At 46.1% G+C, this 14,085-nt stretch carries 15 protein-coding genes; 8 read left to right on the forward strand and 7 right to left on the reverse strand.

What is annotated here, in order from left to right; all coding sequences use genetic code 11:
- Positions 1–8: 8 nt before the first annotated feature.
- Entirely contained in the window at positions 9–971 is a 963-nt protein-coding gene (locus tag QUB77_RS07695) for a DNA polymerase III subunit delta' (RefSeq protein WP_333170968.1), read from the reverse strand.
- Positions 972–1,221: 250 nt separating this feature from the next.
- The gene (tmk, locus tag QUB77_RS07700) at positions 1,222–1,890 is read right to left on the reverse strand and encodes a dTMP kinase (RefSeq protein ID WP_333170970.1); all 669 of its coding nucleotides are present in this window, start codon (positions 1,888–1,890) and stop codon (positions 1,222–1,224) included.
- Between the two features lie 105 nt (positions 1,891–1,995).
- On the opposite strand from tmk, the gene QUB77_RS07705 reads away from it, so the two are divergent.
- Positions 1,996–2,343, forward strand: coding sequence for a hypothetical protein (locus QUB77_RS07705; protein WP_333170972.1), 348 nt, complete (start codon positions 1,996–1,998; stop codon positions 2,341–2,343).
- Between the two features lie 297 nt (positions 2,344–2,640).
- Here the strand turns inward: QUB77_RS07705 and QUB77_RS07710 are convergent, their stop codons facing one another.
- Complete coding sequence (locus tag QUB77_RS07710; protein WP_333170974.1) at positions 2,641–5,127, reverse strand: heavy metal translocating P-type ATPase; 2,487 nt, start codon at positions 5,125–5,127, stop codon at positions 2,641–2,643.
- A 301-nt stretch (positions 5,128–5,428) separates the two neighbouring features.
- Between QUB77_RS07710 and QUB77_RS07715 the strand changes: the two genes are divergently transcribed.
- Positions 5,429–5,626: a DDE transposase family protein gene (locus QUB77_RS07715; protein WP_333170977.1), complete on the forward strand. Its 198-nt coding sequence runs from the start codon at positions 5,429–5,431 to the stop codon at positions 5,624–5,626.
- Positions 5,627–5,732: 106 nt separating this feature from the next.
- On the opposite strand, the gene ctpC is transcribed toward QUB77_RS07715, so the two are convergent.
- Positions 5,733–7,091, reverse strand: coding sequence for a carboxyl-terminal processing protease CtpC (gene ctpC / locus QUB77_RS07720; protein ID WP_333170980.1), 1,359 nt, complete (start codon positions 7,089–7,091; stop codon positions 5,733–5,735).
- Positions 7,092–7,427: 336 nt separating this feature from the next.
- Positions 7,428–8,648, reverse strand: coding sequence for a (E)-4-hydroxy-3-methylbut-2-enyl-diphosphate synthase (gene ispG, locus QUB77_RS07725; RefSeq protein ID WP_333170983.1), 1,221 nt, complete (start codon positions 8,646–8,648; stop codon positions 7,428–7,430).
- Between the two features lie 294 nt (positions 8,649–8,942).
- On the opposite strand from ispG, the gene QUB77_RS07730 reads away from it, so the two are divergent.
- The 6 genes from QUB77_RS07730 to QUB77_RS07750 all read left to right on the forward strand — a co-directional run bounded on the left by QUB77_RS07730 (position 8,943) and on the right by QUB77_RS07750 (position 12,319).
- Positions 8,943–9,845 carry a serine/threonine-protein kinase gene (locus QUB77_RS07730; protein WP_333170986.1) on the forward strand — a complete coding sequence of 301 codons (903 nt, stop codon included), beginning with the start codon at positions 8,943–8,945 and terminating at the stop codon, positions 9,843–9,845.
- A 400-nt stretch (positions 9,846–10,245) separates the two neighbouring features.
- Positions 10,246–10,470, forward strand: a complete 225-nt coding sequence (locus QUB77_RS31700) for a DUF4258 domain-containing protein (protein WP_445251705.1) — start codon at positions 10,246–10,248, stop codon at positions 10,468–10,470.
- A complete protein-coding gene (locus tag QUB77_RS07735; protein WP_333107999.1) occupies positions 10,458–10,700 on the forward strand; it encodes a YgiT-type zinc finger protein in 243 nt (80 codons plus the stop codon). The genes QUB77_RS31700 and QUB77_RS07735 overlap by 13 nt, the downstream gene beginning before the upstream one ends.
- Positions 10,701–10,779: 79 nt before the next feature.
- Positions 10,780–11,073, forward strand: a complete 294-nt coding sequence (locus QUB77_RS07740) for a hypothetical protein (protein ID WP_333170988.1) — start codon at positions 10,780–10,782, stop codon at positions 11,071–11,073.
- On the forward strand, positions 11,063–11,284 hold the full coding sequence (locus QUB77_RS07745) for a hypothetical protein (protein WP_333170990.1): 222 nt from the start codon (positions 11,063–11,065) through the stop codon (positions 11,282–11,284). Before QUB77_RS07740 ends, QUB77_RS07745 begins: the two co-directional genes overlap by 11 nt.
- Before the next feature lie 531 nt (positions 11,285–11,815).
- Positions 11,816–12,319 (forward strand): DUF2243 domain-containing protein, encoded by a 504-nt coding sequence (locus QUB77_RS07750; RefSeq protein WP_333170993.1) that lies wholly within the window; start codon positions 11,816–11,818, stop codon positions 12,317–12,319.
- 222 nt (positions 12,320–12,541) lie between these two features.
- Here the strand turns inward: QUB77_RS07750 and QUB77_RS07755 are convergent, their stop codons facing one another.
- Both QUB77_RS07755 and QUB77_RS07760 read right to left on the reverse strand, forming a co-directional pair.
- Positions 12,542–13,516 carry an Rpn family recombination-promoting nuclease/putative transposase gene (locus tag QUB77_RS07755; RefSeq protein WP_333170996.1) on the reverse strand — a complete coding sequence of 325 codons (975 nt, stop codon included), beginning with the start codon at positions 13,514–13,516 and terminating at the stop codon, positions 12,542–12,544.
- A gap of 141 nt (positions 13,517–13,657) precedes the next feature.
- Positions 13,658–14,026: a hypothetical protein gene (locus QUB77_RS07760; protein WP_333170998.1), complete on the reverse strand. Its 369-nt coding sequence runs from the start codon at positions 14,024–14,026 to the stop codon at positions 13,658–13,660.
- Between the last annotated feature and the right edge of the window lie 59 nt (positions 14,027–14,085).

Here is a 14,085-nt window from a genome sequence, read left to right on the forward strand (position 1 = left end):
GCACTAAATTATGCTTGACATATTCCCATTAGTGTGCATTCCCAAACTAATCGCGGTTGTACGTAGTTTAGCAAATATTGTCGTGCTTTTTCCAAGGGCTCTAAGGGCGATCGACTAATTCTCCCTGCCAAAAATTGCTGCCAGTAACAGTGTTGTAAATAATCGATTAACCACAACTGAGATTCAGTATCTAAAGTTTTATCAATTTCCTTGGCCAATTCCAAAGCAGACCGCAGATTTTGAGGCAACTGCTTCACCTTTTGCAGCAAATCTTCGGGTATTGATTGCAGTTGCTGCCAGATAGAAATTGCCTCCCCAGGACTTCCCTGAGCCATCCCCATTACCTCGGGATGATCTAAAATCTCTGCGAATCCGGTTTGCTGCAAAACTTGTGCCATTGCTTCGGGATTCATCCGAGAAAACTGGATTTTTTGGCAACGGGAAATCAAAGTTGGCAACAAAAGTTCCACTGTCGGAGCAATTAAAATTAGCGCTGCTTTTCCAGGTTCTTCTAATGTCTTCAACAAGCCGTTAGCGGCTCCCTCACCCATTGTTTCTGCTTGTTCCAAAACTACCACAGAACGCCCCGCTTCTAGTGGCGGTCGGCTGAGAAAATCACCGATTTCTCGAACTTGTTCTAAACGAATTTGTGGCGGTGCTTTCCGCTTTAAACCCGCTTCCTCTGCTTCCTTTGGTGTAAGCCGTTTACCTTGGTTCATGTAAGTTGGTTCTACCCAAAGTAAGTCTGGATGATTGCGCTGCCGCACGCGATTTTGTACCGAGGCTATGAGTCTGGTTTCGGAAAGATTGGCTGAGAATAAAAGCTCGATGAAACACTGAGCAGCTAAACTTTTGCCGATGCCGTTAGAGCCGACAAATAAATAACCAGGAGCAATTCGGTTTCGCTCGACTGCTTGTGTTAGCAATTCTACTGGTCGCTCTTGTCCGATTAATGATGTGAAATAATTCATGTTTGCGGAAGAAGGAAGAAGGAAGAAGGAAGAAGGAAGAAGGAAGAAGGAAGAAGGAAGAAGGAAGAAGGAAGAAAATCTCGGATTTCAGCAATTCAGAACATTCTAACCGTCGGGTGCCGCTGCTATAATACCAAAAGGTTATTGTGGTTTAACGGACTTCAAAATAATTGTTTTGAGTTAAAAATGTTAAATTGTAAGTTGCCCGATCCGGACAGGGCATTGCCGTTTCCCTACAGATTATGTAGCGCTATTTTTCAGAATTGGTATTATTTAAATATCCCCAAGCTTCTAACCGGCGAGTTACAATAGCTTGAATTTCCTGGGCGACTTCATATTCAGGGCGATCGGCATTTATGCGGACAATCCGAGATTTATTGTCCTGGGCTAAGTCCGCAAAACCTTGCTGTACAAGGCGGTGAAACTTCAAATCAGCTTGCTCGATCCGATCGCACCCTCCCCGGGCCCTTACCCTCGCCAAACCCGCTTCCACATTAATATCCAGCCACAAAGTCAGATCGCTTTCCAAGCCGCCGGTGGCAATGTCATTCAACTGCTTAATTAAATTTAAGTTAAGACCGCGGCCGTAGCCCTGATAAGCAATCGTAGAGTCAGTAAAGCGATCGCATAAAACAATCGTTCCCTTCGATAACTCGGGTTTGAGAAAAGTTTCGACGTGTTGAGCGCGATCGGCAGCATACATAAGTAATTCTGCTCGATCGGATACAGATTCGCCCCCATCTTGTTTCAGCAACAAATGTCGCAGTCCCCTTCCCAGCTCAGTACCCCCCGGTTCGCGAGTAGCCACCAAGTGGACTCTCAGACAGCAACTTGCTTGCAGGAACTGTATCAAGCGCTGCATTTGCGTAGTTTTACCCGCACCTTCAACCCCCTCAAACACGATAAGTTTGCCCTTCATTGCCCTAACTTCCCATCTCAATAAAATAAATCTATATTGTTCTGTGCATCTGTTCTAGGTTCGGTATGATAATAAAGTCTAAATGCCTCACGGCTGGAGTTGTCTATGGCTCGCTATACTGGTTTTTTTATCGTTGCCGTTCCGATCGACCGTCTCCGTCAATCCCTGATTGAAATTTTAGAGTCATGCAATCTTGATATTATCTACAATGCAGGAGATTCCGTCATGGCTCGCGAGCTCCCAGGTCAAGTTTCGATTGCCAAACTTGTCACCGCAGAAGTCCTAATTGAGAAAAACACGGCCAGCGACTCAGAGGTTCGCATGAACTTCGTGATTAAAAACGAAGAACTGCCCCTGCAAACCAACAACCACTGCCGTCAAATGTTCGAGCTAGTGAGTCGTTCAATTATGAACAACAATAACTGGCGACTTTTGGAAAGTATGGCACTGTAGCCATCAGTCAGTCGATTTTAGATTTTAGATTTTAGATTTTAGATTGACTCTACAGATGAATCAGGGGGTTCTAACTAACGTGGAAACTTCTTGGCTATCGACTCCTGGTGTGGGGGGTTTGTATCCCTCTTGGGAGGAGGTCATTAGTCATTAGTTTCTAGCTAATGACTAATGACCGAAAGCATCCAGGATACAAGCCCCCGAATTTATCAGTGGGGTCAATTCTTCAATTCTTTAATCTAAAATCTAAAATCTAAAATCGATTGACCTCCGACTTTGAATCTACAAGCCCTCAATTTAAGCTCGAAATCCCCGGCGCAAAAACAAAGAATTTGTAACAACGCTAACAGAACTAAACGCCATAAATGCTCCGGCCGCCGCAGGACTGAGTAGAATTCCGGTTGCAGGCAGCAAGATACCCGCTGCAACCGGAATTCCCAGAGTATTGTAACCAAAAGCCCAAAATAAATTTTGGCGAATCTTATTAAAAGTAGCGCGCCCCAGCTCGATCGACTCAACAACATCCATCAAAGCATTTCGCATCAGCACAATTTGAGCAGTCTCAACTGCGACATCAGTGCCGCAGTGCAAACCGATACCGACATCAGCTTGAGCCAAAGCCGGCGCGTCATTGATACCATCCCCCACCACAGCCACTTTACAGCCTTGGGCTTGCAAAGTCGCGATCGCCCTCGCCTTGCCCTCCGGCCGCACTTCGGCCAAAACATGAGCCGCCCCCAAACCTAGCTGCTGCGCCGTCGCCGCCGCCGCAGACGCCGTATCCCCCGTCAGCATCATCACCCGCAATCCCATGCCCCGCAAACGTTCCACCGCTGCCTTAGCATCGGGCCTCAGAGTATCTTTTAGCCCGATTACCCCCAGCAAAACGCCCCCAGAAGCCACGTAAACCGCCGTTTTGCCTTGCAAAGACCCCGACAATTCCGTCGCCACAGCGACCCCCTGCTCCTTCATCCACTCAGCATTCCCCGCGAACACCCGGCGGCCCTCCACCAAAGCAGAAACGCCGAAGCCCGGTTCCGTGCAGAAATCCTCAGCAGCTAGCAGCGGCAAACCTTGTTGTTGAGCTTCCTGCAAAATCGCTGCAGCGATGGGATGACAAGCGCCCCTTTCCACCGCCGCCGCAATTTGCAGCAGTTTTGAGTCAATTGTGGAACAGGCATCTTGCCTGTTGCCAACATTAATATCTGAGTTCAAATCCCACTCCGAATTCTGGAAAATCGGCAAATAATCGGTGAGTGTGAGATTTCCGGTTGTCAGAGTGCCAGTCTTGTCAAAAATCACCGTATCTAATTGATGCACCCGTTCTAAAACATCACCACCGCGAATTAAAAGCCCGCGCTCCGCCCCGATGCCAGAACCGACTAAAATTGCTGTTGGGGTAGCCAGTCCCAAAGCGCAAGGACAAGCAATCACTAAAACGGCGATCGCCAATTTCAAACTTAAGAGCAAAGGCGATTGATAATGGATAATAGGCAATTCATTTCCCATATTCATTGCCCCGTGTCCCATATCCATTACCCCCTGTCCTAAAAGCACAGAAGGCCAAATATGAGTCCCGGCAAAATACCAAAATAAGAAAGTTAAAACAGATATCGCCATTACCCCATAGACAAAATATCCCGCGACAGTATCAGCTAAATTTTGAATCGGCGCTTTGCGAGTTTGGGCTGCCTGCACCAAAGCCACCATTTGAGCTACAGTTGTTTCCTTACCGGTGCGAGTAGCCCGCATCACAACTGCCCCGGATTTATTGATAGTTCCGGCGGCAACTGTATCTCCTGGCTGCTTCAAAACCGGCAGCGATTCACCAGTCAGCATCGACTCATCTATGGTTGTTTTGCCTTCGCAAATTTCGCCGTCTACCGGAATTTTTTCCCCTGGTAAAACTTGCAGCCATTCTCCGACTCGGACGCGATCGGCTGGAATTTCAATGTATTGTGGATCGTAGACCTCTGATATCGAGTTTAAAGGCAATTCTTGCGATCGCAAATCTAAACTCGAAAGTTTAAAATCAACTAAGCGGGCTTTCGCCGGTTGCAATGCGATTAAAGCTTGCAAAGCTGATGCAGCGCGGCGTCTGGCTTGCTGTTCGAGAGTTTTGCCCAACAAAATAAAGCCCAGCAGCATCACCGGTTCGTCAAAAAAGCACTCCCATCCCATGCGTGGAAACAGCAGCGCCGCGTTGCTAGCCGTGTAAGCTGTGACAGCGCCTAAAGCTACCAAAGTATTCATGTTGGGTGCATTTCGCCACAAACTGCGGCACCCGTCAACGATAATCGGGCGGCCCGGTAGCAGCAAAGCTAGGGTGGCGAGTCCCCAGTGAAACCAAATATTGCTGAGAATTGGGGCTTTTGTGCCGAGTACGTGACCTAAACCGGATAAAATAATTAGGATAAGGGCGATCGTCAATTGCTTGATTTGCTGTCGAATTTCTTGCTGTCGCCGTTCAATTGTTGCCGCTTCTGCTTCCCGCTGATTTTCACCTAAACGAGACTGAGAGGGAAATCCGTTATCAGTCAACTTTTTCGCTAAAGCCTCTGCATCGACAGCCCCCGGTTGACACTCAACCGTCGCGACTTCTACGGCCAAGTTAACGCAAGCTGAAATTACGCCTGAATATTGCATGAGTTGGCGTTCCACAGCTTTCGCGCAGCCGGCACATTTCATCCCGCCGACATCGAAAGTAACAAGTTCAGGCGGTGATTCTTTAACTGGTAGGATTTCTGGTTGAATTTCTGGAATTGTTTTGGGCAAAAATTGCATGGTTTTGGTTGGTATAGATTAGAATATTTGCGTAGTTCTGAAAGGATTTAATGCACTGTTTAGACAAATGTCTATATTTTTATCATAGATAAATATTGTGGCATCTTCCGAAAGTGTTAGTTTTTTTTAATTCTTATTAGTTGCAGGCGGTTAAATCGGCAGTCCGGGAGGGGTTTCAACTACTGTCGGACTGCGAGTTTAATGCTAAGACACACTTGGAACACGGCATTGCCGTTTCCCTATTTGATATAATGAGCCAATTGCCTAGTTAGTATCCAGCTTTTATGTGACGAATTTAGCTATGACAGAAACACCCAAATTTTATATTATCAAACGTCCTGCCGGTAATTGCGAGATTTTGCCGTTGGCGCAACTTGAAGAACAAAATCCCACTATTATTGAAAAGTGGGGCCCTTACGATTCTGCCGAAGATGCCATTGCCCGCCGCATCGGATTAATTCGCGCCGGCAAATGCCAGCCAACCAATTTTAGATTTTAGATTTTAGATTTTAGATTGAAGAGAAGAAGGACTAAAGTCCTCACTACGAACCAGGTTTGTAGTGAGGACTTTAGTCCTTTTTCACTGGAGTTTTTGTGACTAAAAACTACTTAGATTTAGAAGGTGCCGCACTCGGTTTTGCCTGCGCCGCAGTCGGCTTAGATGGCGCTGCATTATTCGGTTTCGACTCCGCCTTATTGTTCCCGGTTTTACCAGTAACTTGCTGTGTCAAAACTTCCATAGCTTTCGCGTACTGCGGATCGGCCGTCGTAGCTATTTTATCGCGATCGCGCCTCAATTCCTGTTTTTGAGCCTCGCTGAGTTCTACCTTGAAATCCGGTTCAATCCCGGCGTGGTTGATATCAGTGCCGTTGGGAGTAAAATACTTGGCAATTGTCACCGCCAAACCGGCACCATTTCCCACGCCGCGTACTGACTGAACTAAACCTTTACCAAATGTCTTTGTTCCCACTAAAACCGCGCGTTTGTTGTCTTGCAAAGCACCGGATAGAATCTCGCTAGCACTTGCTGAACCGCCGTCTACCAGTACAACTAACGGTTTGTCTGTGAGCTCTCCCTTATTTGCCGTTTGTTTATCGGCCTCACCGACTCGATCGACCGTCGAGACGATCGTACCTTCTTTGAGCCACATCCGAGCAATTTCAATACTTCCGTACAGCAACCCGCCGGGATTGGAACGCAAGTCTAAAATATAGCCCGTCACCTTTTTCTGTTCCAAATCCTTAATTGCCGATCGCATTTCCGATGCAGCATTCGCACTGAACTGATTTAAGCGAATATAGCCAACTTCTCCGATCGGAGTTTTCTGCACCGACTTCCGCACAGGATGAATTTCAATTTTAGCGCGTTTCAGCTTAAAGTCTAATTCCTTGTTGTCCCGCAAAATAGTCAGCGTCACCTCAGTATCCACCTGGCCGCGAATCAAATTTACCGCTTGATTCGTATCCATGCCTTCTGTGCTCTTGCCGTCAATCTTAATAATGATATCTTTTGCCAGAATACCAGCACTAAAAGCAGGGGTATCTTCGATCGGCGAAATCACCACCAACTTTTTGGTTTCCTCATCTTGAGTCAACTGAATCCCAACTCCTGTCAGTTCCCCAGAAGTGTCAACCTGCATATTTTTGAACTCTTGAGGGTCCATAAACCGCGTATAAGGATCGTCCAGCTTCTTCAGCATTTCCCGAATTGCTTTGTAAGCTTCCTCGTCGCTGGTATAAGTGCGGTTCAAATAATCATTCCGCACCGCTTTCCAGTCAACCTGGTTAAAAGTGCCATCAACATAACTTTTGTCAATAATTTGCCAAACTTCATCAACCAACTCTTTAGGGCTTCCCCGAAAAGAAGCCAGAGATTTAGAACTGCAACCAGCGTTCGCAAGAGTTACAGCAGTGAGTACCACCGCTGCTGCACTTAGAACAAGCCCTCGTTTTGTTATAACCATTTGTCTGACGCGCGGGAGGAAAAGAGTTCAGAATAATTACGCTCAATCTAACACAGGCAAGGCCGGCTCGCGTTTGGCCTACAGATATTATTCCACTTTGCCGAGTTCTGCGGTATCAACTTCAGAGTGAAACCCTCTGTCTTTCTCGTTTGTATCGAAGCCTAGATCCCCCTAAATCCCCCTTAAGAAGGGGGACTTTAACCTCACCTGTCCCCCCCTTAACAAAGACTTAGATCGCTCTTGTCCCCCCCTTACTAAGGGGGGTTAGGGGGGCTCTCCGGGTTTAAAACACGCATTAGGGGCGATCCTCTCCGAGGGCTGCGCTAACGAAAGCAATTAAGGATCGACCCAGCGATCGTCCGATTTAATCAAATCAATCAATTCTTGTACACCTCGGTCTTCCGGCACTTTCTTAATTTCTTCCCGGCCCCGGTACAGCGAAATATAACCCGGCTGCTTCCCGACGTAGCCGTAGTCAGCATCAGCCATTTCTCCAGGCCCATTGACAATACAGCCCATTACTGCTATGTCCAAACCGGTGAGATGCTTCGTCGCCTCTCTCACTTGGTGTAACACTTCCTCTAAATTAAACAAAGTGCGGCCGCAGGAAGGACAAGCGACATACTCAACCATCGTTTTCCGCAGTCCCAAGGCTTGCAGAATGCTGTAGCAGACGGGAATCTCCTTTTCTGGGGCCTCTGTCAGCGAGACGCGGATGGTGTCGCCGATACCGTCAGCTAACAAAGGTGCGAGGCCTGCGGTGGATTTGATGCGGCCGTATTCGCCGTCTCCTGCTTCCGTGACGCCCAAATGCAGCGGGTAATCCATGCCGAGTTCGTCCATCCGGTGCACCATCAAGCGGTAAGCAGCCACCATCACCGGCGCGCGGGAGGCTTTCAGGGAAATTACGATATTTCGGAAGTCGAGGGATTCGCAAATTTTGATGAATTCCAGGGCCGATTCCACCATGCCTTCGGGCGTGTCGCCGTAGGTAAAAAGCATCCTTTCGGCGAGGGAACCGTGATTAACGCCGATTCGCAAAGCTTTGCCTTGGTCGCGCAGGGAAACCACCAGAGGTTCCAGGGTTTCGCGGATTTTTTCGCCAATTTCGGCGAATTCGCTGTCGGTGTATTCGCTTCTGTCGGCTTTCGGCTTCTCGAACACGTAAAGTCCGGGATTGATTCTCACTTTGTCTACGTGTTTGGCGACTTCCAGGGCAATTTTCATGCCGTTGTGGTGGACATCGGCGACGAGGGGGACTGGTTGGTAGGTGGCGTGCAGTTTTTGCTTGATTTCGGCTAAGGCTTTGGCGTGGGCCATGCTGGGCACGGTGACGCGGACGATTTCGCAGCCAATCTCGTGCAAGCGCCGAATTCCGGCGACTGAACCGTCGATGTCGAGGGTGTCTTCGTTAATCATCGATTGTACGACGACGGGGTTGCCGCCGCCGATCGTGACGCTACCGACTTTGACGGGTCGGGTTTTGCGGCGTTTGATGGTGGTGTCGAAGATGGGTTGGCTAGATGCGCTTTTAGTTGGATTTGGTAGAGTTTGCATAAGTGATTGCTAGTGTTCTGTTACCAAGCTCTATAAAATTCTGTTTCCTATTTTTCAGGTTGCCATAGAAATGCTCTGTTTGGACAAAGAGGTTTTGCGATTTAGGATTCTTAATGAGATTGCTGCGAATTTGTCGATCGAATTATGTCGGAAAAGGGCGATCGAACTAAAAGCCAACCATCACCGGGAAGGCGAACTGAAGTTGGACCCGTGGAACTAAACCCAACCTAAAAAATACAGTTAAAATACAGGCTAGGCCGAGATAAAAATTAATATTGGTTGGCGGTGAGGGGAATGGTTTGGACGCGGGGGCAGGGGTTAAATGGCGATCGGTATATTATTGAAGGCAAGTTAGGTGAGGGCGGCTTTGGGGTCACGTACCTAGCACAGAAGGCCCAAAACAGGCAGCGGGTTGTCATCAAAACGCTGAAAGACGACTTATTGAGAGATCCAAATTTTGCCTGGTTTCGGGACAAATTCCGGGATGAGGCGCTACTGCTATCTTTGTGCAGGCATCCCAATATTGTGCAAATAGACAACTACTTCACTCATGGTAATTTGCCTTGTATTGCGATGGAATATGTGGCAGGAGAAGATTTGTGGAAATGGGTGGAAAAGCGCGGTTTTATGTCAGAAACCGAAGCTTTGAACTACATCCGCAAAGTGGGAGAAGCCGTAATAGTAGTTCACGAAAAAGGTTTACTACATCGGGATATCAAGCCACAAAACATTATGGTACGCGACAATCAAGATGCTGTTTTGATTGATTTTGGTTTGGCGCGGGGTTTTATTCCAGATCGCACTCAGCAAATGACTTTTGGATTAACACATGGTTTTGCGCCTCCCGAACAGTACGGGGAAATGGGCAGATTTGCTGAGTACACAGATGTTTATGCTCTGGCGGCAACGCTATACTATATGGTAACGAGAACACCACCAACTGCTGCATTTATGAGGGCTTTAAATCATCCTTTGAAGCCACCATTTCAAATTAATCCTCATATTAGCGATGCGGTGCATCGGGCAATTATGAAAGGGATGGAAATGAATGAGACAAAGCGCCCTCAGTCGGTTCAAAAATGGTTGGCTATGCTTCCACAAGCTACCCTTGGTAATTGGGGACAAAGAGGGGGTGTTTCACCAACGATTCCTAGCCCGCAGCCCGCGCCACGTAGAAGAATACCCTTGGATTTTTGAGGCGTGGGGTGGAGGGGAAGATGAGAGGGCGATCCCGTCGAGACTTGTAGCGAGTCGAGACTTGTAGACTCTAACATCTAAGCGTTTCAGGTTTTCATAAAGATTTATTAAAAAGGCAAAAACCACGAAACCACGCCAGTTATACGTTTCCGATACCTGGCACTGACCGGACTGGGCTAAAATGCTACCAGCAACTTGTGGGTTGTAACAATTAGCGAAGATAAATTTTTCTGCCACCGCTAAAATTTCTGGGTCTTCCGCCTCCCACTCTCCCCAAGGCCAACTCATCTTTCAACGAATGAATCTCAACGATATCAGAGAAGCAATATTAGAAAATAGGATGCGAATTACAGACCATGCTGATGAAGAAGTAGAGGATGATAATCTCTCATTTGATTAAATCTACTTTTCCGTCCTTTATAGTGAAATAATCGAAAATTATCCCAAAGAAAAACCCTATCCCCGATACTTAATCTATGGTGAAAGCTTTAGAGGCGATCCGATTCACAGTGTTTGGTATTATGTCCCTAGCAATAAACTAGCCATCCTAATCACAGTTTATCGTCCAGATGCGAATCGATGGATTAATTGGATACAAAGGAGAAATCAACAATGCTATCTGTAGAAAAATGCCCAATTTGCGGCGGTGAAATAGTTATCAAAGAAGTCGATAAACTTTTACGGGGCGGCAAGCATACTGCTATCTTAAAAGTATCCGCTGAAGTTTGCCTAAGCTGTGGAGAACGGTTGTACTCTGTGGAAACAGTTAGGAAATTTGCCAAAATTAGACAGCAATTGCAGCGAGAAGAGACTCAAGAATTTCAAGCGATGGGGCAATCTTTTCGCGTAGGGTAAGTTATAGGAGAAAAATTCTGCTTTGAGTGATTTGCAAACCTGGAAGCACAAAACCCAGTTTCGTAACAGTTTCTCTACAATGCCAAACTTAACTCAATTAACTCAGCTTGAATTAGTGCTCCTTGCATTGGTAGCGAGAGGTCAAGGAAAGTGCAATTGGTACCAACTCGCAAAGCAACTTTCTTATCGAGATGTACCGCGATCGCCCGATATGATGGTTGTCTTAAAAAAACTGGCTGCTGATGGCTTGGTTAAACGATATATCGAAACAGATTCGTGGCGCGACAGATGGGAATTGACGGCAGAAGGGTCGATTTTGATGACAGACGCAACCGTTTATGAACTGACTACTTTATCCGAATATGAAGTTTAACTTAGAAACCCGCTTTGTAGTTTGCATTAACAATCAAGACTATCAAGCATCCTTGGAAGTGCGAAAAATTTATCGAATCATACCCGATACTCGCGCTGCGGAACATCAATTTATCCGAGTTATTGATGAATCAGGCGAAGATTATTTGTATCCAGTCGCATATTTCGTGCCGATAGAATTGCCGAAAGCCGTAGAAGCAGTATTTGCATAGACAAAGGTTCTGTAGGGGCGGGTTCACCAACATCTCTGTCGCTCAATAACAATCTAAATAAACCCGCCCCCGCCCAATGAATTACTCGAATTCATTGGCGGATTTAATCTAAACTCGATGGGGAAATTCACGGAGAATCCGGTGGGTGGCGGCGGGTTTACAATATTTTTTGTTGTGTCTGATAAATTAGGGTGAACCCGCCCCTACAGGGGTAATAAATCATCCGAATTAATTCACGAAAATTATCTCAAATCCTCAACCGATTTAATTGTAGTGGGGCGGGTTTACAATATTTTTTGTTGTGTCTGATAAATTAGGGTGAACCCGCCCCTAGAGGCGTAATAAATCATCCGAATTAATTCACGAAAATTATCTCAAATCCTCAACCGATTTAATTGTAGCCCCCATCAATTCCAGAAATCTCTCTCGCGGATGATGCGATCGCCCCTCCTCCCCAGCAAAACTACAAAATGTACTGGCAAATCCCTTCACAGACCCAGGCTCAGCATTTAAAGCATCGGAGGTTTTCCATTGGACGATCGCACAAACTCACCAGCCACCGCAGTTAACAACCGCCGACCTCTAATTATCGCAGGAATTCTCCTCGGTATCGGTCAAGCCGGATTTTTTGACGGCATTGTGCTGCACCAACTCCTGCAGTGGCATCATATGTTTAGCAGCGTTAAAACCGATAGTACCGTTGCCGGTTTAGAATTAAATACCCTCGGAGATGGATTGTTTCACGCTGCGGATTGGTTAGTAACAGTGGCGGGAATCTTCTGTTTGTGGAGTGCTGTGAAGCGCAAAGATGTTCCTTTGTCAACTCAAACTTTTTGGGGTTCCATATTAATTGGTGCTGGATTGTTTGACTTTGTTGAAGGCATTGTTGACCATCAAATTTTGGGAATCCACCACGTCAAACCCGGTATTAACGAGTTAGCGTGGGATTTAGGATTTCTCGCTCTTGGAGTTAGTTTAGCGCTGTTAGGTTGGATGCTGGTACAGAGGGCAGTTCCCGCAGATACTAAAGTTTAAATGAATGCAGAGATTGGGAATTATACCAAATCCGCGTTAAAAATCCCTCAGCGAAAGCGTCCAGGATACAAGCCCCCGGATTCATCCGTCCAGAAATAAAAAACCTGTATCCGATGAAACTTGCCCCCCGAATTTATCCGTGGGGTCAATGCTTCAATTCTTTAATCTAAAATCTAAAATCTAAAATCTAAAATCGATTGATTCTCTGTTTAACTCATCAGTTCATCCCGCCGCAGACTCCAACCACGCAATCAAATCCTCTGGACTCCTAAAATCCAACAAAGCTTCTCCCAAATCATCTAACTTTTCCGCAGATAATCCCTGGATACGAGTTTGAACTTCCAGTGTAACCTCACCCACCCGCCTCACCAGTAGACGCATAATTAATCCTATTTCCCCCTCAATTTTACCCCTTTCAATTCCTTGTTCGATTCCTTGTTCGATTCCCTGTTGTATTCCCTGTTCAATCCCCTGTTGTAGACCAATTTCTATCCCTTTCATCACAGACCCGATTTGGTCTTGGATAAACATTTCTCGCTTGTCTACATCATTCAATTCGTCTAGTGTCAAATTTGCTCGGTTGGCAATTCTCAGCGCGGTATTAATCTCTTCAATAGACCCCAATGTCTCTGGTACTGCTTCCAAAGAGGGCGCATTTTTCATAAAGTAAATCCATTTTTCCGGCAGATTTTCGAGTTCATTCAATTCTTTTTTGAATTTCGGTAACTCGACAAACACTAATTTTAACTCGCAGTTGGGATAGACGAATTTCTCTTCTGTTTCAGCGAATTCAAAGTTAGAGATTAGTTTTTCGGTGTTCTCAAATAAGATAAAGTCGGTGATGGTTAAAGCAATCACTGGATTTAACTTTAAATAACCTTCTCCGGCTTTGAGTTGAGTAGAATAGGTTTTGGCTGCATTGTACACTACCCGTTTTTCAAAGGCGGCGACGTTGAGTACCTGCATTTCCACAATCACGGTTTTGTTTCCGGTAATCTTGGCTTTGACATCTAGGTAAGTGTCTTTCAATCCTGTAACGCTTCCTGCTGAATAAGGGTCAATTATTTCTAATTCTTGGATGGTTGGTTCTCCGTTATACAGCATTGCATTTAGGAAGCTGATGAGAATTTCTGGATGTTCGGAAGAAGCGAATATTTTTTTGAATGCAAAGTCTGTTTTGGGGCTGATGAAACGCATAGATTTTATAGAAATTTTTTATGAACCGCAGAGGGCGCTGAGGACACAGAGGAGGAGAAAAGAGAGGAAGGTGGATATTGACAAATATTGGAAGGGTTGGGTTTTGTTGTCTCAACCCAACCTGTTATCTGAATGCTTTTATCAGCCTGTGGCTTGAGTAGTAGGTGCAGCGGACATCACTAGCTTTCCAGTAGTTATATCCATCGTCGCTACCTTCAGCACTTCATTAAAAGCTAAACCCCGAATTTTGAGTTCCCACCGAATGCCTTTTGCTTTCATTCGCTTGGCTTTCCGCATATCGACATCAGCAGCTTTTTGATGCAAGAGCAAATATTTCATTGCTGCTGTAGCTTCTACTTTTGTGGGAAATGCAATATAGGTGATAAATCCGCCGTCCCAATGATTGGCGTTGCGGACACTGCTGATAGTCGCAACTCTCGGACTAAAGCGGTTCCAGTACAAGTCGCTGTAGCCGATCGACTCTGTTTTTACTTGGAGTTTGTTTGCCATTTGACTTAACTCCTATAACCTTGTGTGTGGGGTTAGCAGCACCAATTTGCTGCTATTAA

Origin of the sequence: Microcoleus sp. AT9b-C3, from assembly GCF_036705485.1 — a bacterium.
Lineage (GTDB): Bacteria > Cyanobacteriota > Cyanobacteriia > Cyanobacteriales > Microcoleaceae > Microcoleus.